The organism is Cellulomonas alba, from assembly GCF_030362835.1.
GTDB classification, from domain to species: domain Bacteria; phylum Actinomycetota; class Actinomycetes; order Actinomycetales; family Cellulomonadaceae; genus Cellulomonas; species Cellulomonas alba.
Genome location: NZ_JAUCGQ010000001.1, coordinates 2,231,565 through 2,252,534, shown reverse-complemented (window position 1 = coordinate 2,252,534; position 20,970 = coordinate 2,231,565). Strand labels below are relative to the sequence as shown.

Genomic DNA, 20,970 nt, shown 5'->3' with positions numbered 1-20,970 from the left:
GGAGACCGCCATGAACCTCGACACGCTTCTCGACGAGACCGCCCCGACCTACCGCCCCCCGAGCGACGCCGTGCTCGGCCGCGCCCGCGCCGCGCTCGACGCGCAGATCCGCGTGTCGGAGCAGCACGTGGCAGCGGTCGCGCGCCGCTCGCGTCGCCGCCGCCGCACCGTCGTCGCGATCGCGTCGGTCGCCGCCGCGGCCGCCCTCGTCGTCGCGCCGGTCGTCGGGCTCGGCGGCTCGCGCCCCGACTCGGCGCAGGCGGCCGCGGTGCTCACCGCAGCGGGCGCCGCGGCCGCCGAGCAGCCCGGCGGCTGGTCCGACGCCGCGTACTGGCACGTCGTCTCGGAGCAGCAGGACGGCGACGGGCCGGCGTACCACCGGGAGATCTGGCTCGGACGCCTCGTGCCGGGCGTGCTGGAGGACGCGCGCCTCGAGGACCACCGCGCCGGTGGGCCCGTCAGGACGATCCCGCTCGACGCCACGGTGTTCGACGCGGGCGCCGCCGTCGACTGGGCGGGCCTCTACGCGCTGCCGACCGACCCGGACGCGCTCGAGCGCGTGCTGCGCGCCGGGTCGGCGGGCGCCGGGCCGGACCCGGACACCGAGCTGTGGGTCGTCGTCGGGGACCTGCTGCGCGAGACGCCGGCGTCGCCGCAGCTGCGTGCCGCCCTGTGGGACGTGGCGGCACGCGTGCCGGGCGTCACGGTCGTGGGCACCGTCCAGGACCACGCCGGGCGCACCGGCAAGGCGGTCGAGCGCACGATGCCCGGCTCGGGACGCGAGCGCCTGATCCTCGACACGTCTGACGGCCGACTGCTCGAGCAGGTCGACTACGGCCCGTCGGGCGGCGCGCGGTACCGGCAGACGATCCTCAGCCAGGGTCCGGCCGCCACGGCGCCCGCCGCGGACCCGCAGCAGCCGAAGTCCGCCCAGCCGAGCGTGAGCCCGGACGGCGACACCGCGCCGGCCTGCGGTGGCACGCCGAAGGCCTGCTGACCGTCCCCTCGTTCGAGGTCGTCCGACCGCGCCACCGCGCCCGGTCAGACGACCTCGTCGAGCAGGCCTGTGGCGACGTCGAACACGAACCCGCGCACCTGATCGGTGTGCGGCACGAACGGGCTCGCCTTGATGCGCGCGATCGACTGCCGCACGTCCACCGCGAGGTCGGAGAACGCCTCGGCGGACCACGGCGGCTTGATGCCGGTCTCGTCCTGGATCGACTGCTTGAACGCGTCGTCCGTGAAGGTCAGCATCCCGCAGTCCGTGTGGTGGATCAGGATGATCTCCCTCGTGCCGAGCAGGCGCTGGCTGATGGCGAGCGAGCGGATCTCGTCGTCGGTGACGACGCCGCCCGCGTTCCGGATCACGTGCGCCTCGCCCTCGGCGAGCCCGAGGATGCCGTAGACGTTCAGCCGCGCGTCCATGCAGGCGACGACGGCCACGTGACGGGCGGGCGGCAGCGGCAGCGGGCCGTCGAACTGCTCGGCGTAGCGGCGGTTGTTGGCGAGGTACTCGTCGGTGACGGACATCGGTGGCCTCCGGGTCGGCGCTCGCGCCTGGTGCGCGCACGCACGGCTGCGACGCTAGACCGCATCCCGACCGGATCGCTCGGGTATGTCCGGATGGTGGGCGCGGTGGAGGCCGTTCGTGTCCGGCACTACGGGCAGGCGACCCCGACGCACTGCGGCTGGTTGCCGTTGTGCCGGGCGGTGTTGCCACCCAGGTCGGTGACGCCGGGTGCGTAGATGCCCCACCCGGTGTTGTTGCGGGCGTCGTTGCCTCCGACGCTGATGGAGCTGTCGGCGTTCTCCAGGCGCAGCCCGTCCCCGTTGCGGCGGAACGTGTTGTCGCTGATGACGATGATCGTCCCCGACACCGACGGGAGGAGCGTCACCGTGGTGCCGTTCTTGCGGAAGGTGTTCCCCGTGAGCCGGGCCCCGAACGGTCCGATCTCGACCGCCGTGGTGTTCTTGGCGAACGCCGTCCCCGAGACCCGGACCTCGGCGCCCTGGCCGTGGATGGCCACGTCGGAGCCGGTGATGCGGCTGTCCTGCACGACGATGCCTGCGACACTGCCGTCGCTGGAGATCGCCCGGCGGTTGTTCTTGAAGGTGGCGTGCGTGAGCGTGACGCTCGCTTCGACAGCGATCGCGCCCGTGTCGTTGCCGGTGAAGCGCGTGTTGGCCAGGGTGGCTTCGGAACCGGTGTCGCCCCAGTACCCGACGTTGTTGTTCACGAACGCGGTCCGGTCGAAGGTGTCCGAGGTGAACTCGGCGGTCACGCCGGCGAACGTGTTGTCCGCGAACGTCGACCCGGTGACCGTCAGGTTCTTCCCCCCGAACCCGTCGGAGACACCGTCGACGCCGACGGCGTTTCGCTTGAACGTCACGCCGTCGACCAGCAGGGGACCGTTGCCGGGGCCGTCGAAGATGAGGAGCGTGCGCACCCCAGCGTCCCAGCCGGTGATCATGCCGTGCTTGAGCGTGGCGGTGCCGGTGGAGACGATGGTCAGGCCGACGCCGCCGGCGGTGCTGCGCAGCGTGTGCCCGCCCAGGTCGAGGCTGACGCCAGCGGCGAGGGTCAGGCCGTTGCCGGCACAGACCAGGTTCGAGTGCAGCACGGTATCGGCGGTGAGGGTCGACCCGCAGGTCGGCTGACCGGGCGGTGCGGCGCTCGCGGGCGTCGCGACCAGTGCGGCCGCGCCAGCCAGTGAGAGCGCGGACAGAGCAGCGAAGACGCGCACGATTGCCCCCCATGGACGCGCGGGAGTCGGACCTTCCCCGTCAGCGGCGACCGGAGAGCAGCGCCCCACCGGTCTGCCTTGTCCACTATGACCCCGTTTGTACCGAATCGCTACATCCGCCGGGGCAAATCCGCCTGTTCCCGCCGTCCCGGATCGCAACGTCGGCGAGGGTGGCGATGCGCCGTCCGCGGCGAGCGCGGCATCCGCGGCGAGCGGGCCGAGCTGCGCACGACCGGGACGTGTGCACAGGGGTCTGCACCACGACGAAGGGCCGTGCCCCTGCGTCTCAGCGCAGGTGACACGGCCCTTGTTCGGCGGAGGATGGGGGATTCGAACCCCCGAGGGCTTGCACCCAACACGCTTTCCAAGCGTGCGCCATAGGCCACTAGGCGAATCCTCCAGGCCGCAGCCCGGGCCACGCGGGCACCGGGTTGCGCCGGAGAGTCTATCGGAGGTTCGGGCGGTGCCTCACCGGGCCGCCGACCGGCGCCGGCCGTCCCCGCGCGGGGACGGACCGGCACCCGCCGACGCGGCCTCGGCGCCCGATCCGCTGGGTTAGGCTTGGCGGCAGACCCCTCGTGCGGCGTCATCTCGCTGAACTCCCCCAGGGCCGGAAGGCAGCAAGGGCAGGTGAGCTCTGGCGGGTGTGCGGGGGGTCCTTGCATGCCTGGGGACGGGCAGTGCCCGGCGCGCCCGGAATCGCCGTCCTCGCCATTGGACGTGACCTCGAGCCGCCGCTCCCCCACGCTTGGCCGCGTGCACGCGCTGCTGCTGGGAGTCGTCGCGGGCCTGGCGGTCGCGATGCCGCTCGGCCCGGTCGGCGTGCTGCTGCTGCGCACCGGGCTGACGAGCCCGCGCCGGGTCGCCTTCGCTGCGGCGGCCGGGATCGCGACGGTCGACCTCGTGTACGCGGTGCTCGCGGTGCTGATCGGGTCGCGCGTCGCGGCGGTGGTCGGGGCGCACGATGTCGTGCTGCGGCGCGGCGCGGGCGCGGTGCTGCTCGTCGTCGGCCTGGTGGAGCTCGTGCGGTCGGTGCGACGGCTGGCCGCGCACCGCACGGCCACGGCTCTGGGTGAGCCCGACGCGGCCGCGCCCGACGCGGCATCCGGCGGCCGACGTGGCCCGGCCTCGCCCTGGCGCGCGTACGCGCGGTTCGTCGCGCTCACCGCCGTCAACCCGCTGACCGCGCTCACCTTTGCGACTGTCGCCGCAGGGCTCGCGACCCGGCTCCCGGCCGAAGGCCGCGCGCACACCGTCGCGCTGCTGGCCTTCGCGCTCGGCGCTGCTGCCGCGTCGCTGGCGTGGCAATGCGTGCTGGCCGGGGCGAGCGGCCTGATCGGGGTGCGGCTCTCGTCACGCGTGCGAGCCGGGACCGAAGTGGTCGCCGCCGGGCTCGTCGTCGCGCTGGCGGCGCTCGTCACCGCGTCATGACGCACGCGGCCTGAGTCGGCGACCTGCGGCGACGCGATCCCGGTCAACTCGCCGGTGCCCGAATGCTCACGTCCGGCCCGGAACGCGCCGATGATCGAAGCATGACGACGTACCACGAGGGCGATCTCTTCACCGAGACGTTCGCCGGGTTCGGCGACGCGGTCGAGACGCCGCAGCGCCGGGTCTGGCCCACGGTCGTCGCGCTCGCGGTCGCCGCGGCGCTGGTGATCGGCGGGCTCGTCTGGCTCAAGGAGTCCCCCCGCGCGGCCGCGGCGCAGGCAGTGAGCGCCACGACCCTGCTGAGCGCGTTCGACCGCCCGCAGCGGGGCGTCGACACGATCCCGGACAACGACCTCGACGGTCTGGGCGACAGCGTCCGGCCGGAGACGACGCGCCTGCTGCTCACCGACGCCGACGGCAAGCAGTTCGTGGCGGTCGGTCAGCACGGCCAGCTCTGCGCCGTCACCGTCCCCGTCGGCGACCTGGCCCGCATCTCGTGCGTCCCGTCCGTCGAGCACACGTCGATCGAGGTCGGCGACGACCTCGTGATCGCCACCAACGGCACCGACCCGAAGCTCGGCGACGGCTGGCAGAACGTCCAGCCGAACGTCTGGACGAAGGGCTGACGGGCTAGGCGACCGCCACGAGCGCGTCCACCACGCGCCGCACGCTCGACGCGAGGCCCCACCGCTCGGCGAGCGCGACGAGCCGTTCGGGGTCGGCGACCACGGCCGGCAGCCGGTCGTCGACGTCGCCCACCGGGGCGTCCGCCGCGACCCGCACGACCGCCGGCGCGACCTCGAGGTACGCAGCAGCGTCGAGCAGCCGGCGACGCTGCGTCGGGCTGAGCGTCGCATCGCCGTCCGCCACGGCCGCGAGCAGTCCGTCGAGCGAGCCGTACCGGCCGACGAGCTGCGCGGCCGTCTTCTCGCCGATGCCCGGCACGCCGGGCAGGCCGTCGCTCGGGTCGCCGCGCAGCACCGCCATGTCGGCGTACGCGGGGCCCGACGTCACGGCGTATCGCTCAGCCAGACGTGCCTGGTCGACGACCTCGAGGTCCTTGATGCCGCGCACGGTGTAGAGCACGCGCACCCGGCGCGCGTCGTCGACGAGCTGGAACAGGTCGCGGTCGCCCGTCACGACGTCGACCGGTGCGGGCTGCGCCGCGGCCGCCTCGCGCGCGACGAGCGTGCCGATCACGTCGTCGGCCTCGAACCCGGCCGCGCCGACCCGAGCGATGCCCAGCGCCGCCAGCACCTCGGCGATCACGGGCACCTGCGGGCTGAGCAGGTCCGGGACCTCCTCGTCGCCGTCCGCGGCCACCCGGTGCGCCTTGTACGACGGGATCGCCTCGACGCGGAACGCCGGCCGCCAGTCATCGTCCCAGCACGCCACGAGCCGCGTCGGGCGATGGTCGGTCACGAGCCGCGCGATCATGTCGAGCAGGCCGCGCACCGCGTTCACGGGGCTGCCGTCGGGCGCCGAGATCGACGTCGGAACGCCGAAGAACGCGCGGAAGTAGAGCGACGCGGAGTCGAGCAGCAGGAGCTTGCCGGGTGCATGGGCCACGGCAGGAGTCTGGCATCGCCGGGCATGGGCCATCCGGGTGAACCGTCGCCCGAGGCTTTCAAAGGCGTCACACGGTGACGAAGCCGATGTCACGATTCGGCTCACATCAGCGCGCCGCGCTCACGCGTGGCACCGGGAGTGCCGATCGTCAGCGCGACAGTCCAGCCAGGGGGCCGGCGGCCCCTACTCCCTTTGCACCAGGAAGCAGGCCCGCATGCGGCTCCTCTCCCGCGGCGCGACGACCCTTGTCGGTCTCGTCGCCGCGTCCATCGCCATGCCGGCGCTCGCGGCCCCCGCGTTCGCCGACGCACCGGCGCCGTTCACGTGCTCGGCGGTCAGCGACGCTCCTCTCGCGACCATCGCGGCGCCCTCCGGCTGGGCGCTCTCGGCCGCGAGCCAGTGGCGCGACGGCGGAGTGAGCGTCTCGACCGACGGGTCGGCGGCGCTGACGGCGACGCACACCGGCGACTTCGCCCTGGGCGAGGCAGCCGCGCTGGCCGCCGACTACGCCGCTGCGAGCCCGACGCCCACCGTGGCGCTCGCCGTCGACTTCAGCGGCACCGGCGCCGACGGCCAGTCGTCGGTGCTCACGGCGTCCGGCGCGACGGACGCGAGCACCGCGTGGACGCTGGACCCGTCCGCCGACGCGACCCTCGCGGCCGCCGCGCCGACCGACACCACCGCCGCCGGATGGGCCGCCGCGTTCCCTGGCGCTGTCGTGCACAGCGTCGGCTACGCGTTCGCCACGGGTGGCGACAGCGCCGAGGCGACCCTGACGTCCGTGACTGCCGACTGTGTCCGCTACACGTTCGGCCTCGCTGACGCCCAGGCTCCGACCGTGGCGCTCGACCACACCGCCAAGGTCGGCCAGACGCTCGGCGTCACGGCGACCGGCTGGAACCCGCAGCCCACGACGGTGACGACCTCGTGGCAGGTCGGCGCCGGCGCTCCGGTGACCGCTGCGACGTTCACGCCCGCCGCCGCCGACGCCGGCAAGCTGGTGACGGCGACCGTCACGGGCACCGCGGCCGGCTACCGTGACGCGACGAACCACGTCTCCGCGACGATCGCGACGGCCGACTTCGCCGGCTCGCCGAACCCGACGCTCTCCGGCACGGTCCGCGTCGGCTCCAAGGTGACCGCTGCGCTCGGCACCTGGGCGCCGAAGCCCACCGCGGTCGCCTACCAGTGGCGGATCGACGGCAAGGCCGTCACCGGCGCGACCGCGTCGTCGTTCGTCCCGCGCGCCGCCGACCGCGGCCACCAGCTCAGCGTCGTGGTCACCGCGACGCTGCCGGGCTACACGAAGGCCGTCCGCGCGAGCGGCTCGACCGTCGTCGGCTACGGCGTGTTCGGCGCCCCGAAGCCGACGATCAGCGGCTCGTCGCAGGTGGGCTCGACGCTGACGCTGCACCGCGGCACCTGGACGCCGGCGGCCAGCTCGTACTCGTACCGCTGGCTGCGCAACGGCTCGCCGATCTCGGGGGCGACCAAGTCGACGTACAAGGTCACCTCGACGGACCGCGGGAAGTACCTCTCGGTGCGCGTCACCGGCAAGGCGTCCGGCTACACGACCAAGGTCGTCACGAGCTCCTCGGTCAAGGCCACCGTGCCGTTCAAGGCCACGCACGCCCCGACGATCACGGGCACGCTGCGCGTCAGCTCGACGCTCACGGCGCACGTCAGCGCGTGGTCGCCGACCGCCACGTTCCACTACCAGTGGAAGCGCAACGGCCAGGCCATCAGCGGCGCCACGCACTCGACGTACAAGCTCGCCAAGGCGGACCACGGCGCCAAGATCACCGTCGCGGTGACCGGCACCCGGTCGGGCTACACGACCAAGACGCGCACGTCGGCGTCCACCACGACCATCGCGTGGCCCAAGGGCATGACCTCGCCGAAGATCACGAGGCAGCCGCAGTGGGCCGCGGCCGCGATGAACGGCAAGGCGACGTTCAGCGTCACGGCGACCGGTGGCGGCCTGCACTACCAGTGGCAGTACAGCTCGGACGGCGGCCACACCTGGAAGACGTACGCCGGCAAGACGTCGTCGACGCTCACGGTGACGGCGACGAGCGGCGTGAGCCTGTACCGCTACCGCGTGGTCGTCTCGAACGTCATCTCGAGCGTGACGAGCGGCAACGGCGCGCTGGCGATCCTGTCGGGCCAGGCGACCCCGTTCAACGCCGGGGACCCCTTCCTGCTCGACTCCTGGTCGTCCGTCGTCTTCGACACCGAGGACCTGGGCTGGTACGACGAGACGCGTGACGTCCTCTCCGCCGAGGCATACGTCTGCTACGGCGACGCGGGCCTTGCGAACCCGGCGAACGACCTCACGATCCGCCTGAAGGTCGGCGGCACGTACTACGACGCCTCGCTCATCGCGGGCGACGTCGAGGACGGCATCGACTCGGTGGGCAACCTCGCGAGCGGCCAGTGCCAGTACTTCTACGTGTACGCGGTGGTGCCGATCTCCGTCGTGAACGGCACGGCGTTCAGCCAGGCTGTCTGGGCCGTCACGGACAACACCAACGGCAACGCGTTCACGCAGTTCGTGAAGGTCAACCTGGTCGGCTGAGCCGACGAGGTGACGCGCGGCGCCGGTCGGGGAGCCTTCCCCGGCCGGCGCCGTCGTCTGTCCACGCCTCGCAGGGTGGAGACCGCCGGGCCGCAGCGCGTCCGCCGCTGGTGATCCGCCGGGGAGCGGAGGCCGTCACGCAGCCGGCGGCGCGGCGGGCGCCTTCGGCGGCAGCGGCGCGAGTCCCAGCTGCCGCCGGAACAACCGGCGCTGCACGTACCAGCCGCACGCGGACAGGGCGAGCCACGCGGCGAGCATCAGCCACTGCTGCCATCCGTCGTCGGGGTGCGCGAACGCGCCGAGGACGCTCGGCCACATGATGGCGAGCCCCGACAGGATGATCGACGCGCCGCCGAGCGCGGTCTCCCACAGGAGAGCGCGGCGGCGGAACCGGACCGCGAGCTCGGCGCCCAGCGCAGCGAGCGCGAGCACCACGACGACGCCGAGCAGCACGCTCGTCTGGTCGTTGCCGAGCGCCGACCAGAGCTTCGCCCCGACGACCGCGCCCGTCGCGAGCCCGACGAAGAACGTGGCGAGGCGGAACACCACCGAGACGAGCACCCACGCGATCACCGCGCCGCACAGGCCCCAGAGGAGCGCGGGTCCGACCGACTGGCCGGACGCGTCGCCGACGAGGAAGCCGATCGCGAACCCGGACCCGAGCACCGCGAGGTGCACCGACCGGATGCCGTAGAAGCAGAGCAGCGCCCCGACGAGCGCGACGACGAGCCCGCGGAGCATCACAGGCCGTCCGCGACCACCGACGTCACGTGCAGCCAGGCGTCCCGCGTCTCGGGCGCGAGCGCCCCGTAGTCGATCGGCCCGCCCGCGACGAGCGAGCGGTCGTAGGGCACCTCGATGACCGCGCGCGTGAGGGCGCCGAAGTGGCTGCGCAGCCGCTTGCGCAGGTCCTTGTCGACCTTGCGGTCGGGGGCCGACAGCACCGTGACGGCGCGACGCACCGCGTCCTCGTGGCCCATGGCGCGCAGGGCGTCGAGCGCCCAGGCCGCGGACTGCGACGTGTCCTCGCGGATCGTCGACACGACGACGATCTGGTCGGCCGCGTCGACGGCCGCCTGCCAGTTCGACGCCCTCATGTTGTTGCCGGTGTCGACGATGATCACCCGGTAGAACTGCGACAGGACGCCGTGCAGCGCCTTGTACGCGGTCGCGTCGACCGACGCCGCGGAGGCCGAGCTCTCGTCGGACGCGAGCACGTCGAACTGCTCGCTGGGCTGCGTGCGGACGTAGCCGTCGAGGTCGCCGATGCGGATCATGCCGCGGCGCTGGAGCGCGGGCAGCGCGTTGAGCAGGTCGACCGCGGTGCGTTCGTGGTCGCCGTGCGTCGAGCGCCAGCCGAGCGTGCCGCGCGTCTCGTTGTTGTCCCACGCCAGCGTGTAGCCGCCCCGCTGCAGGCCGAACGTCGAGGCCAGCAGCATCGTGGCCGTCGTCTTGTGCGCGCCGCCCTTGGGGTTGACGACGACCACGGTGCGCGGGCCGTCGAGGGTGCGGCGCACCGACGCGGACTCCGCGCGGCGCACCCGCTCCGCGCGGCCGGGTCCGGGCTTGACGGCGCCGAACGTGACGCGGCGGACGCCCGCGCGCCAGCCGTGCTCCGCGGGGCCCGCCGCACCCGCCGGGTGGCGCGCGGCGAGCAGGTCGTCGAGCGTCGGGAGGCCGGCGGAGCCGGTGCCGGGAACCGCCCCGGGTGCTGACTGCTTCGGAGCCGTGGGCGCGGTCGGCGCGCTCGTGGTGGGCGCGCTGGGCGCGGTCGGCGTGCGCGCGGCCGCGACGGCGGGCGCAGGACCGCTCTCCGTCTCGGAGGCGTCGGCGGCCGGCCGGGCGGCGCGCGGGCCGCGGGCGCTCGACGGAGGCTCGGCGGCCGCGTCGGGCTCGGCGCCCGGCGCAGCTCCGGCGGGTGCGTGGCCCTCGTCGGCGACCGGGATCGCACCGGAGACGGCCGGGACCTCGCCCGCTTCGGCGCCCTCGCCGGCCGCGGTGGGCGCCTCGTCCACCAGCCCGTCGGCGTGGATCAGCAACGACCAGAGTCCGTCGGGGTCACGGACCTCGACCGGCACCGGCTGGCCGAGCCGACCGGCGAGCTCGGCGATGCGCGTGGTGATCGCAGCGCCGGCCTCCTGCAGGTTGCCCGTCGTGACCCGCTCGAGCACGCCGTCGACGCTGATCTCGCCCGTGCCGTCGTCCCGCACCTCGGCCGTGACCACCGGGACGCGCGTGGTGGTCTGGTCGTCGCTCATCTCGTCTCCCCTGGACCGGGCGAACCTCGCATGGTGCGCAAACTACGCCCAGCGTGACGCAACCGCAGGCCACGGGCCTACTCGTCGACGCGCACCTCGAACCAGACGACCTTCCCCTCGCCGCGCGGACCACGCGGCTGCGTGCCCCACGTCTCGGAGAGCGCCTCGACCAGGGCGAGGCCTCGGCCGCTCGTCGCGGTGGGCTCCGGGTGGCGGACGCGCGGCGATCCGCCGCCCTCGTCGCCCACCTCGACGCGCACCGTCCCGTTCGAGACGCGGACGCCGACGCGGACGGCGCCACCGTCGGGTCCGTGCACCACGGCGTTGGACACGAGCTCGGCCGTGAGCAGCTCGACGACCTGGTTGACCGAGCCACCGACGCCCGCGTCGGCCACCGTCCGCATCACCCAGTGGCGCGCCGTCCGCGACGCGGTCCGCTCCGCGCGCAGCGTCAGCTCGTCGTCCAGAGCGCCCGCATCGCGCCGACGAACGCTCGCGGCGCTCCTCAGGTCTCTCACCTCACCCACAGAGCCAGGGTGCCCGACGCCGCGGCATCCCGCCGTGTGGATCGCGGAATCGATGGGGTGATAGGCGGACGACGTCCGGATCCGCGGGTTCTGAGGTACCTCAGGCCCGGATCCGCACGCAGGTGTGCCCGGGCTCCCCATCCCGGACCGCGCGGCTCACGACGAGCGTGGGCGGTGCCCGGCCAGGCCGGGGGTCGGCCCGGCAGGGGCGGCGCGGAGCGGTGAAGGAGGACGTCATGAGCATCTGGGGGCCCGCACTCGAGGCGGAGCTGGAGTTCCGGCGCACCGAGCTGTTGGCCGGCGTCGACCCGCGCCGGTCGCGCCGCGCGCGAGGTGCCGACCGCATCCGGTCGCCCCGTGGCCGCGGCCGTGCCGGAGGGGGCACGGCCGCGGGCGGCGGGGGCGGCACGGCCGGTCGCGCGGCGGGCGGGGCGAGCATGCCCGCGGCCGTCGGCGGCGGGTTCGCCTCCCGGACCGGGGACGCGGTCCGCGACGCGTGTGGGTGGCTGCTGCGACGATCGGGGACATGGCACGTGGCCCGATGAGCACGCCGTTCGTCGCACGCGAGGCTCAGGTCGCCCAGCTCGAGGCTGCACTGGCCCGAGCAGGCGGCGGCGAGCCGTCGGCGGTGCTGCTCGCGGGCGACGCCGGGGTCGGCAAGACGCGGCTGCTGCTCCATGTCGCGGAGACGGCGCGCACGCAGGGGGTGCGCGTCGTCGTCTCGCACTGCGTCGACCTCGGCGAGATCGGCGTGCCGTACCTGCCGTTCGCGGACGCCCTCGTGCAGCTGCGCGAGGTCGACCCGGAGGCGGTCGACGCGGTGGTCGCGGAGCGGCCGGCGCTCGCACGGCTGCTGCCCGGCGCCGCTGCCCCGCCGGCACCCGACGACCAGACGGGCCGCCTGCAGCTCTTCGACGGGTTCGTCGAGGCGGCCTGCATGGTCGGGCGGCCGGGCCGCCCGCTGCTGCTGGTGATCGAGGACCTGCACTGGGCCGACGCGTCGAGCCGCGACCTGCTGCGCTTCGCGGTCGCCCGGCTCCGCGACCAGCACGTCGTCGTGGTCGCGAGCTACCGCACCGACGACCTGCACCGCCGGCACCCGTGGCGACCGCTCGCGGCCGAGCTCGCCCGGCACCCGCGCGTCGAGCGCCTCGAGCTCGCGCCGTTCGCGCCCGACGAGCTCCGCGCGTTCGCGACCGCGGTGGCCGGCCGGCCGCTGGGCGAGGCGGCGCTGCGCGGCGTCGCGGAACGGTCGGAGGGCAACGCGTACTTCGCGGAGGAGCTCATCGAGGCCGGCCCCGAGCCCGCCCTGCCGTGGTCGCTCGCCGAGGTCGTGCGGGCGCGCGTGGACGGCCTGGACCCCGCGGTGCAGCACGTGGCGCGCATCGCGTCGACCGCGGGCCGCAGGGTCGCCGAGCCGCTGCTGCGCGCCGCGGTCGCGGCCGACGCGTCACCGCTGCTGGCCGAGCCGGGCGCCGTGGACGCCGCCCTGCGGGAGGCGGTCGCGCACCAGGTTCTCGTGGGCGAGCAGGGCGAGATCGCGTTCCGGCACGCGCTGCTCGCCGAGGCCGTGTACGGCGACCTGCTGCCGGGCGAGCAGTCGGCGCTGCACCGCGCTTACCTCGTGGCACTCACCGCCGAGCCGAGCCTGGGCCGGCCGTCGCAGCTCGCGGCCCACGCCCTGCGGGCACCGGACCTCCCCGTGGCGCTCGCCGCGTCGCGCTCGGCGGCCGAGGAGGCGCACCGGCTGCTCGCACCCGCCGAGGAGCTCCGCCACCTCGAGGTCGTGCTCCGGCTGTGGGACGCCGTCGCCGACGCCGGCGAGGACCGGATCGCGGTGCTGATGACGGCCGCGACGGCCGCGAGCGCCGCCGGCCAGGTGGACCGCGCGATGCAGCTGACCCGGGCTGCCGTCGACGCGACGGCCGACGACCCCGGACGGCAGGCGGCCCTACGGTGCGACCTCGCCCGCCGGCTGCTCGACGTCGAGCGCCCGCGTGACGCGCTGCGCGAGGCGCAGGCCGCCGTCGCTGGTCTCGTCGGGCCCTCTGCCGCGCGCGCCTGGGGCCTCGCCACGGTCGCTCGCTCGGCGCTGAACCTCGACCTCGACACCGAGGCGCGGGACGCGGCGGTCGAGGCGATCGCGGTCGCGCGCGAGGTCGACGCCGCCGACGCCGAGTCGGACGCCGTCACGACGCTCGCGGTGCTCGACGCCGAGGACCCCGAGAAGGCGTCGCGCCTGCTGCGCGAGGCGCTCGAGACGGTGCGGCGGGCACGCGACGTCGTCACCGAGATGCGCGTGCGGTTCAACCTCGTCACCGACCTGTTCGGCGCGGGCGACGTCGAGGGCGCGGGCGAGCTGGCGCGGGAGTCGGTCGAGCGCGCGCGCCGCACGGGCCTGACGTGGCAGGTGCACGCGGTCCAGCTCGCGATGTTCGTCGAGCTGGTGGCGTACACGCGCGGCGACCTGTCCCGGCGCGAGCCGGCACCGGACGCGCCGCCGGGCGTCGCCTCGATGCTCGAGGCGGTCGGCATGTACGCCGCCGTGGCGCGCGGCGACGCCGACGCGGTCGACCGGGGGCTCGCGCTCGAACCCGAGTGGCCGCGCGACGGGCTGGTCGCGCTGCACGCCGGCGGGACGACGATCGACGCACTGATGCGCGAGGAGCGGGTCGACGAGGCGCTGGCCCTCACGGACCACGTCGTCGACTTCCTCGGCCGCATCTGGTGGGAGCACTTCCTCGGTGCGATCTGGATCGCGGCCGTCGCACTCGGCGGGCTCGCCGACGAGGCCGAGCGCCGGCGCCTCGCCGGCCGCGACGTGTCGGACCTGCTGGAGCGCGGTGACGCGCTGCTCGAGCGCGCGCAGGACACGGCCGTGCACGGCAAGCCGCGCGGCGGGCGCCTCGGGCCGGAGGGACGAGCCTGGCTGGCGCGCGCCCGCGCCGAGCACGCCCGGCTGCACGGACGGGACGACGCGGCACTCTGGCGGACCGCGCTGGTCGAGTTCGACTACGGGTACGCGTACGAGGTCGCGCGGACGCGCGCCCGCCTCGCCGCCGCGCTCGTGGCGTCGGGCGAACGCGCGGAGGCGACCGCCGAGGCGGCGCAGGCGCTCGCGGCAGCGACCGCGATGGGCGCCCTCCCCCTCGCCGCGAGCGTGCGGGACCTCGCCCGCCGCGCGCGCCTCGACGTGCCCGGCGTGCGGCACGCGACGACCGACGTGCTGACGCCCCGCGAGGCCGAGGTGCTCTCGCTCGTGGCGCAGGGCCTGACGAACGGCCAGATCGGGGAGCGTCTCTTCATCTCGACGAAGACGGCGTCGGTGCACGTCTCGAACCTGCTGGCGAAGCTCGGCGCCTCCGGGCGGACCGAGGCCGTCTCGGTCGCGCACCAGCGCGGGCTGATGCGGCAGCCGTGACCGCCCGCCCCTGGGCGCGTGTCGGTGCTCCGCCCTAGGTTGGGCGCATGTCGCCGTCGAAGGTGCCCGCGGTCGAGCTCGACGTGCGCGGTCGCACCGTCCGTGTGTCCAACCCCGACAAGGTCTACTTCCCGGCTCGCGGCATCACCAAGCTGCAGGTCGTCGAGCACTTCGTGGCCATGGGTGACGGTGTGCTGGGCGCGCTGCTCGACCGCCCCACCACGCTCGAGCGGTGGCCCGCGGGGGTCTTCGAGGGCGCCAAGCTCGCGACGCGGCAGGACTCGAGCGGCGACGCGTTCTACCAGAAGCGCGTGCCGCAGGGCGCGCCCGACTACGTGCGCACGGCGCGGATCGGTTTCCCGTCGGGGCGCACCGCGGACGAGGTCGCCCCGAGCGAGCTCGCGGTCGTCGCGTGGGCCGCGAACCTCGGCACGATCACGTTCCACCCCTGGCCGGTGACCAGCGCGGACGTCGACGCGCCGGACCAGCTGCGCATCGACCTCGACCCGCAGCCCGGTACCGACTTCTCCGACGCGGCCCGCGTCGCGCCGCACGTGCGGGAGCTCCTGGGCGAGCACGGCCTGACGGGGTACCCGAAGACGTCGGGCGGTCGCGGCATCCACGTCTTCGTGCCGATCGAGCCGCGCTGGTCGTTCGTCGACGCGCGGCGCGCCACGATCGCGTTCGGCCGCGAGCTGGAACGCCGCCTGCCGGACCTCGTCACCATGAAGTGGTGGAAGGAGGAGCGCGGCCAGAAGATCTTTATCGACTACAACCAGATGGCCCGCGACCGCACCATCGCGTCCGCGTACTCGATCCGCGCCAACCCGCGCGCGACGGTGTCCGCCCCGCTCGCCTGGGACGAGATCGCCGACGTCCGCCCGGACGACTTCGACGTGCTCACCATGCCCGCGCGGGTGGCCGCGGTGGGCGACCCCTTCGCCCCGCTCGCCGCGCACGAGACGCCGCGGTTCTCGATCGAGTCGCTGCTGGAGCTCGCCGACCGGCAGGCGGCCGACGACGACGCCGGCGACCTGCCGTACCCGCCCGAGTACCCCAAGATGCCCGGCGAGCCGAAGCGCGTGCAGCCGAGCAAGGACCGTGACCGGCCCCGCTGACCCCGGGCGGGGCACACCACCACCCGCGGGACCCGTCGAGCCGCGCCCGGCGAGCGGCGGTGTGCGGGCTGCTGCCGAGCCTGTGACCTATCGCTCGGCGCGGGGCCGGCTCGTGCTGCTCGCGACGGTGCTCGGCTCGGCGCTGGTGTTCGTCGACAGCACCGTCGTCGTCATCGCGCTGCCGCACATCGCCGAGGACCTCGGCGCCACGACGGCCGACCTGCAGTGGACGGTCAACGGGTACGGGCTCACGCTCGCGGCGTTCCTGCTGCTCGGGGGCACGCTGGGCGACCGGCTCGGTCGTCGGCGCGTGTTCCTGGTCGGCACCGTGTGGTTCGCGCTGGCGTCGCTCGCGTGCACGCTGGCACCCGGCGTCGGCTGGCTGATCGCGGCACGCGCTCTCCAGGGCGTCGGTGGCGCGCTGCTCACGCCCGGGTCGCTCGCCATCCTCCAGTCGTCGTTCGGGCCCGACGACCGCGGGCGCGCCATCGGCGTCTGGTCGGGTATGTCCGGGCTCTCGGGCGCGCTCGCGCCGTTCATCGGCGGCTGGATCGTCGGGGTCGCGAGCTGGCGGTGGGTGTTCGCGATCAACCTGCCGCTCGCGGTCGCGGTGCTCGTCGTCACCCTCCGCGCCGTGCCCGAGACCCGCGACCCGGATGCCGCGCGCCAGCTCGACGTCACGGGCACCGTCCTCGGCGCGGTCGGGCTCGCCGGGCTGACGTACGGCTTCACGGCGCTCGGCTCCGACCCCGGCCCGGCGGTCGCGGCCCTCGCCGTCGGCGTCGTCGCGCTGGTCGCGTTCGTGGTGGTCGAGGCGCACGCGAAGGCACCCGTGCTCCCGCCCGCTCTGTTCCGGTGGCGGCCGTTCGCCGGCGCGAACGGCGCGACGCTGCTCGTCTACGCCGCACTCTCGGGCACATTCTTCTTCCTCGTCGTGACGCTCCAGGTGGTCGCCGGCTACTCGCCGCTCGCGGCCGGTGTCGCGCCGCTGCCGGTGACGCTGCTGTTGCTCGGCCTCTCGCCCACCGCGGGATCGCTCGGGGCGCGGCTCGGCCCACGGCTGCCGATGACCGCCGGGCCGCTGATCGGCTCGGTCGGCGTCGCGCTCCTCGCGGGGATCGGCCCGCACGCGCCCTACGTGACGCGGGTGCTGCCCGGCGTCGTGCTCGTCGGGCTCGGGCTGGCGGCGACGGTCGCGCCGCTGACCACCACCGCGCTCGGCGCGGCGCCCGACCACCTCGTCGGGGCCGCGAGCGGTGTGAACAACGCTGTCGCGCGCGTCGCCGGCCTCCTCGCGGTCGCCGTGCTGCCTGTCGCGGCCGGCGTGGGCGACTCGATGACGGACGCCGCGACGCTCGAGCCCGCGCACCGGATCGCGATGCTCGCGTGCGCCGGGCTGATGGCGGGGGGCGGAATCGTCGCGCTGATGACGATCCCGACCCGGGCCGCGGACGTGCGACCGCCCGTCTGACGGCGACGACCGGGCGCGGCGGTCGACCGTCCGTCCGACGGCTCGGCCGCGGGTCACGACGCGCCCCCGGGGGTGCGTCCGTCCGTCTCGCGCCGGCGCGTCAGCCGACGTACTCGAAGTGCCAGTACTCGGCGTCTGTCGACTTCGCCATGCCCCACGGCGACGACCATCCGTACGCCGGGCCGTTCGTGACGAGCCACGCGCGCTGCGTCGTCCCCCAGCCGTACTCGCAGGGCCACTCCGGCACGTCGATCGCGAGCCCCGTGCCGTGCTTCGACGTGCCCGGCTTCGCGGCGACCGACGGCCCGAGCGCCTGGTACATCGCCTTCTGCGTGGCGAGGTCGCGGTACGCGAGGTCGATGTCGAGGTGGTGGCCGAAGCGGTCCTCGAACGCGGTGTCGAGCCGGACGAGCGCCCGCTCGGCCTTCGTCAGCAGCCAGAACCCGGTGCCGTGCGAGTCCACGGCCCACGGGACGGCGGTCATCATGCGTGCGGGGATGTCGCCGTTGGAGCCGTCGCCGCCGGCGGTCGGCGACGACGTGAAGAACGGCGGCCCGTGGTACGTCGTCTCGCACTTGTCGGTCGTGGGCGACGGGGTCGGCGTGTGGTGCGGCTTCGTCGCCGGCGTGCCCGTGGGGCGCGGACGGGGCTTCGCGGCCGCCGTGGGGCGCGGCTCCGGGGCGGGGACCGTGGCCGGCGTCACCGTCCGGGGCGCCGGTGCGGTCGGCATCGGCGGCGCCGTCTTGGGGCGCGCCGCGTCGGCGACGACCGTCGCCGTCGGCCGCAGCGGGACGCCCGAGGCCGGGCCCGCGCACGCCGACGCCGCGAGCGCGGCGACCACCAGGAGCGCGGCACCGAGGCCGCGCGACCGTCCGCCGGTCGACCGCCGCCGGAGCGCTCGAGCTGGAGGCTGCATCGCGCGCCAGAGTACGCACGCGGCCCACGGAAGGGCGCGGGCGCGGCGGCGCGCGGGGATCGGAGACGCGGGCGGACGCCCGAGCCGAGAGGTTCGTCGGCATCGTCCAGACGCACGTGCACCCGTCCGGCGGAACCCGACCGCCGCGGGCTCAAGCGCGCCCGGCGCGCCGCCGATGCCGCACGCGTGAGCATCACCGCGTCGTCGTCCGCTGCCCTCGCCGCAGGACTGCGACCGCTGACGGCCGCCGAGCTCACGCGGCTCGACTGGCTCCGCACCCAGCTCCGGTCGAGCGGGGCCGACGTCGACGACGCCGCCGCGCTGGAGGCGCTCGTGGACGCGTCGCGCGCAGGCTGGGCGCGCTCGGGGTCCGCGACTGTCCCCGACGGGATGGTGGCGGCGCTCGCGGTCGGGCTCGGCGACGCGCTCGTGGCGCGCGCCCCGGGCTCGTCGTGGGTGCTGCGAACCGTCGAGGGCTCGAGCGGGCCCGCGGTCGTCGACGCGACCGGGCAGGCCGTGGTCCTGCCCTTCGAGGACCTGCGCGCGCGCTGGGTCGAGGGCCGCGCCGCGTGGGTCACGGGCTACGTCCGCGCGGCCGCAGTGCACCTCGGCGGCGCGCCGCACGTGGTGCCCCAGCCCCATCCGCAGCCGGCCGGCGAGGCGATCGACGCCGACCCCGCGACTTCCGAGAGCGCATCGACCGCTCCCCCCGCGACGCCGGCACCGGCTGCAGCCGTGGAGGCGCTCCACGCACCGGGCCAGCCCACCGCGCCCTGGACCGGTCCGACCACCGTCGCCGGCGCGACCCGGCTGCCGAGCCGAGCCGGCGGATCCGCCGGCTCCCCGGTCCCGGGCGCCGCGCCCGCGCCGGCCCCCGGCCTGGCACCCGCGCCCACGCCGACGCCGACCGCAGTCCCCGCGCGCCGCCCGACGCGCCCTGACGACCTTCCCGAGCCACCGTCCGCGGCGGTCCAGGACCTCGTCCTGCGCGCTCTCGAGCACGGACTCGAGGCGGTGGTCGAGGGCGGGCAGTCGCTGCCGCTCGCCGTCGTGCCGCGTGCGGGCCGCTGGCACGTCGAGCGGTTCCCCGGCGGCGCGCTCGACGACGCGCGCGGCTGGCTCGCCGGCTCGGGTGCCCCCTGCGCGGCGCTCGCGTGGGTCGGGGAGCTCGACGGCGACGCCGCGGTGCTGGCCGAGGCGTCGGACGCGGGCCGCGCCGGGCTGGTCGTCGGGCACCGCTTCGTGCGGCCCGACGCGCCCGGGCCCGAGGCCGCCAGGCGGCACGCGCACGACCAGGCCGCCGAGCCTGTCGGCGACCTCGTGCTGCTCGGGCAGTCCGCGCCGGTCGTCTGACCGTCGCTCAGCGCAGCGGGTACCAGCGGCTGCCGAACCGCCGCGTCACGGCGCGGTCGTGGATCTCGGCGAGCTCGTCGAGCCGCGCGAGCACGGCCCAGCCGGCGCGCCGCGCGGCGGCGTCGTCACCGGCCTCGAACCGGACGGTGACGCGCGCCTCGCCGCGGACGACCGCGACGTCGAACGCCTCGACGGTCACGAGCTCGCGCGCGGTCGCGACCGCCTCGGGCAGCACGTCGGCCGCGGCCGTCCCCGGCCGGAGCAGCCCGACGGCGGCGCTCACGCGGTAGGACGGCACGCGCGCACGCTACCCGGAGCGCAGCCCGCGCCCTGCGGTCACGCGTGGTGCACGCCCCCGATCGGCAGCCAGGCGAGCACGTCCCGGATCCGCGCGTCCCAGTACGCCCAGTCGTGGTCGCCGGGCCGGTCCAGGTCGGAGTGCACCGCCACCCCCGCGCGCACGGCGTTCCCGACGAACCGGCGGTTCACGTCGATCAGCTCGTCACCCGTCCCGCACGCCACGTACAGCGCCGGCAGTTCCGCGAGGTCCGCGCGCTCGAGAAGCGCCAGCAGGTCGTCGTCGGAGCCCGGTCGCGGCGGGCCGCCCCACACGTGCGGGACGTGCGCCGCGACGCCGGTGTCACCCACGACGTCGAGCGTGCCCGAGAGCGACGCGGCCGCGGCAAACCGGTCCGGGTGCCGCAGCGCCCACTTCACCGCGCCGTACCCGCCCATCGACAGGCCCGCGACGAACGTGTCGGAGCGCTGCTGCGAGACGCGGAAGAACGACGCGACGGCGCGCGGCAGCTCCTCGGTGAGGAACGTCCAGTAGGCCGCGCCGTACCGTTCGTCGGCGTAGAACGAGCGCCCCGCGCGGGGCATCACGACCGCGAGGCCCTTCTCGGTCGCGTACCGCTCGATCGAGGTGCGGCGCGTCCAGATGGTCTCGTCGTCGGAGAGGCCGTGGAGCAGGTAGAGCACGGGAGGCGGATCGGCGGGTGCGACGCCCGTGAGCCCGATCTGCTCGTGCGTGGTCTGCGGCAGGAGCACCGTCATCGCGGTGCTGACCTCCAGCGCGTCGGAGAAGAAGTGGCAGGTCAGCAGCGCCACGCGCCAGCCTCCGTCCGTCGGGCGACCTCGTCGTCGAGGCTCGTTGCCGACGTTACGTCAGGTCCACCAGGTCCAGCACGACGTGCACCGCGTCGCCCACCGCGACGCCCTCGGCCGTGCGTACCGCCTTCTTGACCGGGAGCACGTAGCAGGCGGCGCCGGGGAAGATCGAGGTCCGCCACCGCGTGGTGCCGATCGCGACGTCGACGCGCACCGACCCGAACCCGCGCGTCCGGCCCTCGACCAGGTCAGCGATCTCGTCGGACGTCGGCTCGGGCAGGTCGACGAACACCCAGCTGTCGTGCCGCCGGACGTCCCACGGCCGCAGCGTCGCGTCGAACTCGAAGGCCACGCGCCCAGCCTGACGTACACCACCGACACGCCGGTATCCCGCGGCGTCGCGCGCGCTCCTCCTCGTCAACAGCCGGCACCGACGATGCCGCCGGTGCCGCCCCCAGCAGGGAGGCGAGACCC

At 75.2% G+C, this 20,970-nt stretch carries 18 protein-coding genes, 1 tRNA gene and 1 other RNA gene; 9 read left to right on the top strand and 11 right to left on the bottom strand.

What is annotated here, in order from left to right; translation table 11 throughout:
- Window positions 1-10: 10 nt before the first annotated feature.
- Window positions 11-997 carry a CU044_5270 family protein gene (locus QRT04_RS10280; RefSeq protein WP_289455122.1) on the top strand — a complete coding sequence of 329 codons (987 nt, stop codon included), beginning with the start codon at window positions 11-13 and terminating at the stop codon, window positions 995-997.
- A 44-nt stretch (window positions 998-1,041) separates the two neighbouring features.
- Here QRT04_RS10280 and QRT04_RS10275 read toward each other — a convergent pair whose 3' ends face one another.
- The 3 genes from QRT04_RS10275 to QRT04_RS10265 form a co-directional block, all read right to left on the bottom strand.
- Window positions 1,042-1,530, bottom strand: coding sequence for a beta-class carbonic anhydrase (locus tag QRT04_RS10275; RefSeq protein WP_289455121.1), 489 nt, complete (start codon window positions 1,528-1,530; stop codon window positions 1,042-1,044).
- A 128-nt stretch (window positions 1,531-1,658) separates the two neighbouring features.
- Window positions 1,659-2,903 carry a NosD domain-containing protein gene (locus QRT04_RS10270; RefSeq protein ID WP_289455119.1) on the bottom strand — a complete coding sequence of 415 codons (1,245 nt, stop codon included), beginning with the start codon at window positions 2,901-2,903 and terminating at the stop codon, window positions 1,659-1,661.
- 156 nt (window positions 2,904-3,059) lie between these two features.
- A tRNA-Ser gene (locus QRT04_RS10265) sits at window positions 3,060-3,144 on the bottom strand.
- A 167-nt stretch (window positions 3,145-3,311) separates the two neighbouring features.
- Here QRT04_RS10265 and ffs point away from each other — a divergent pair.
- The 3 genes from ffs (at window position 3,312) to QRT04_RS10250 (ending at window position 4,801) form a co-directional block, all read left to right on the top strand.
- An RNA gene (gene ffs, locus QRT04_RS10260) (signal recognition particle sRNA small type) lies at window positions 3,312-3,408 on the top strand.
- 92 nt (window positions 3,409-3,500) lie between these two features.
- Window positions 3,501-4,175, top strand: a complete 675-nt coding sequence (locus QRT04_RS10255; RefSeq protein WP_289455118.1) for a LysE family transporter — start codon at window positions 3,501-3,503, stop codon at window positions 4,173-4,175.
- 101 nt (window positions 4,176-4,276) lie between these two features.
- Window positions 4,277-4,801: a hypothetical protein gene (locus QRT04_RS10250; protein ID WP_289455117.1), complete on the top strand. Its 525-nt coding sequence runs from the start codon at window positions 4,277-4,279 to the stop codon at window positions 4,799-4,801.
- A gap of 4 nt (window positions 4,802-4,805) precedes the next feature.
- On the opposite strand, the gene QRT04_RS10245 is transcribed toward QRT04_RS10250, so the two are convergent.
- Entirely contained in the window at window positions 4,806-5,777 is a 972-nt protein-coding gene (locus tag QRT04_RS10245; RefSeq protein WP_407653586.1) for a 5'-3' exonuclease, read from the bottom strand.
- Between the two features lie 181 nt (window positions 5,778-5,958).
- On the opposite strand from QRT04_RS10245, the gene QRT04_RS10240 reads away from it, so the two are divergent.
- A complete protein-coding gene (locus QRT04_RS10240) occupies window positions 5,959-8,322 on the top strand; it encodes a hypothetical protein (protein ID WP_289455115.1) in 2,364 nt (787 codons plus the stop codon).
- A 135-nt stretch (window positions 8,323-8,457) separates the two neighbouring features.
- On the opposite strand, the gene QRT04_RS10235 is transcribed toward QRT04_RS10240, so the two are convergent.
- From QRT04_RS10235 to QRT04_RS10225, 3 genes are all read right to left on the bottom strand, one after another.
- The gene (locus QRT04_RS10235) at window positions 8,458-9,063 is read right to left on the bottom strand and encodes a DUF4203 domain-containing protein (RefSeq protein ID WP_289455760.1); all 606 of its coding nucleotides are present in this window, start codon (window positions 9,061-9,063) and stop codon (window positions 8,458-8,460) included.
- Window positions 9,063-10,580, bottom strand: a complete 1,518-nt coding sequence (locus tag QRT04_RS10230; protein WP_289455113.1) for a chromosome partitioning protein — start codon at window positions 10,578-10,580, stop codon at window positions 9,063-9,065. The genes QRT04_RS10235 and QRT04_RS10230 overlap by 1 nt, the downstream gene beginning before the upstream one ends.
- Window positions 10,581-10,657: 77 nt before the next feature.
- The gene (locus tag QRT04_RS10225; protein WP_289455112.1) at window positions 10,658-11,107 is read right to left on the bottom strand and encodes an ATP-binding protein; all 450 of its coding nucleotides are present in this window, start codon (window positions 11,105-11,107) and stop codon (window positions 10,658-10,660) included.
- Between the two features lie 541 nt (window positions 11,108-11,648).
- Between QRT04_RS10225 and QRT04_RS10220 the strand changes: the two genes are divergently transcribed.
- The 3 genes from QRT04_RS10220 to QRT04_RS10210 all read left to right on the top strand — a co-directional run bounded on the left by QRT04_RS10220 (window position 11,649) and on the right by QRT04_RS10210 (window position 17,117).
- Complete coding sequence (locus tag QRT04_RS10220; RefSeq protein WP_289455111.1) at window positions 11,649-14,528, top strand: helix-turn-helix transcriptional regulator; 2,880 nt, start codon at window positions 11,649-11,651, stop codon at window positions 14,526-14,528.
- A gap of 47 nt (window positions 14,529-14,575) precedes the next feature.
- On the top strand, window positions 14,576-15,646 hold the full coding sequence (gene ligD, locus QRT04_RS10215) for a non-homologous end-joining DNA ligase (protein WP_289455110.1): 1,071 nt from the start codon (window positions 14,576-14,578) through the stop codon (window positions 15,644-15,646).
- A gap of 82 nt (window positions 15,647-15,728) precedes the next feature.
- Window positions 15,729-17,117, top strand: a complete 1,389-nt coding sequence (locus QRT04_RS10210; RefSeq protein WP_289455109.1) for an MFS transporter — start codon at window positions 15,729-15,731, stop codon at window positions 17,115-17,117.
- 100 nt (window positions 17,118-17,217) lie between these two features.
- Here the strand turns inward: QRT04_RS10210 and QRT04_RS10205 are convergent, their stop codons facing one another.
- A complete protein-coding gene (locus tag QRT04_RS10205; RefSeq protein ID WP_289455108.1) occupies window positions 17,218-18,033 on the bottom strand; it encodes a M15 family metallopeptidase in 816 nt (271 codons plus the stop codon).
- 186 nt (window positions 18,034-18,219) lie between these two features.
- Between QRT04_RS10205 and QRT04_RS10200 the strand changes: the two genes are divergently transcribed.
- The gene (locus QRT04_RS10200) at window positions 18,220-19,386 is read left to right on the top strand and encodes a hypothetical protein (RefSeq protein ID WP_289455107.1); all 1,167 of its coding nucleotides are present in this window, start codon (window positions 18,220-18,222) and stop codon (window positions 19,384-19,386) included.
- Window positions 19,387-19,393: 7 nt separating this feature from the next.
- Here QRT04_RS10200 and QRT04_RS10195 read toward each other — a convergent pair whose 3' ends face one another.
- The 3 genes from QRT04_RS10195 to QRT04_RS10185 are packed head-to-tail and all read right to left on the bottom strand — an operon-like array spanning window position 19,394 to window position 20,848.
- Window positions 19,394-19,684 carry a hypothetical protein gene (locus QRT04_RS10195; RefSeq protein ID WP_289455106.1) on the bottom strand — a complete coding sequence of 97 codons (291 nt, stop codon included), beginning with the start codon at window positions 19,682-19,684 and terminating at the stop codon, window positions 19,394-19,396.
- Window positions 19,685-19,722: 38 nt separating this feature from the next.
- Window positions 19,723-20,496, bottom strand: a complete 774-nt coding sequence (locus QRT04_RS10190; protein ID WP_289455105.1) for an alpha/beta hydrolase — start codon at window positions 20,494-20,496, stop codon at window positions 19,723-19,725.
- A gap of 52 nt (window positions 20,497-20,548) precedes the next feature.
- Window positions 20,549-20,848 (bottom strand): DUF1905 domain-containing protein, encoded by a 300-nt coding sequence (locus tag QRT04_RS10185; protein WP_289455103.1) that lies wholly within the window; start codon window positions 20,846-20,848, stop codon window positions 20,549-20,551.
- Window positions 20,849-20,970: the final 122 nt, after the last annotated feature.

What these genes read in the sequence shown, in the direction of transcription:
- QRT04_RS10280 (WP_289455122.1), top strand. Translation starts at nt 11, where the DNA reads ATGAACCTCGACACGCTTCTCGACGAGACCGCCCCGACCTACCGCCCC.
- QRT04_RS10275 (WP_289455121.1), bottom strand. Translation starts at nt 1,530, where the DNA reads ATGTCCGTCACCGACGAGTACCTCGCCAACAACCGCCGCTACGCCGAG.
- QRT04_RS10250 (WP_289455117.1), top strand. Translation starts at nt 4,277, where the DNA reads ATGACGACGTACCACGAGGGCGATCTCTTCACCGAGACGTTCGCCGGG.
- QRT04_RS10245 (WP_407653586.1), bottom strand. Translation starts at nt 5,777, where the DNA reads ATGGCCCATGCCCGGCGATGCCAGACTCCTGCCGTGGCCCATGCACCC.
- QRT04_RS10240 (WP_289455115.1), top strand. Translation starts at nt 5,959, where the DNA reads ATGCGGCTCCTCTCCCGCGGCGCGACGACCCTTGTCGGTCTCGTCGCC.
- QRT04_RS10235 (WP_289455760.1), bottom strand. Translation starts at nt 9,063, where the DNA reads ATGCTCCGCGGGCTCGTCGTCGCGCTCGTCGGGGCGCTGCTCTGCTTC.
- QRT04_RS10230 (WP_289455113.1), bottom strand. Translation starts at nt 10,580, where the DNA reads ATGAGCGACGACCAGACCACCACGCGCGTCCCGGTGGTCACGGCCGAG.
- QRT04_RS10220 (WP_289455111.1), top strand. Translation starts at nt 11,649, where the DNA reads ATGAGCACGCCGTTCGTCGCACGCGAGGCTCAGGTCGCCCAGCTCGAG.
- ligD (WP_289455110.1), top strand. Translation starts at nt 14,576, where the DNA reads ATGTCGCCGTCGAAGGTGCCCGCGGTCGAGCTCGACGTGCGCGGTCGC.
- QRT04_RS10205 (WP_289455108.1), bottom strand. Translation starts at nt 18,033, where the DNA reads ATGCAGCCTCCAGCTCGAGCGCTCCGGCGGCGGTCGACCGGCGGACGG.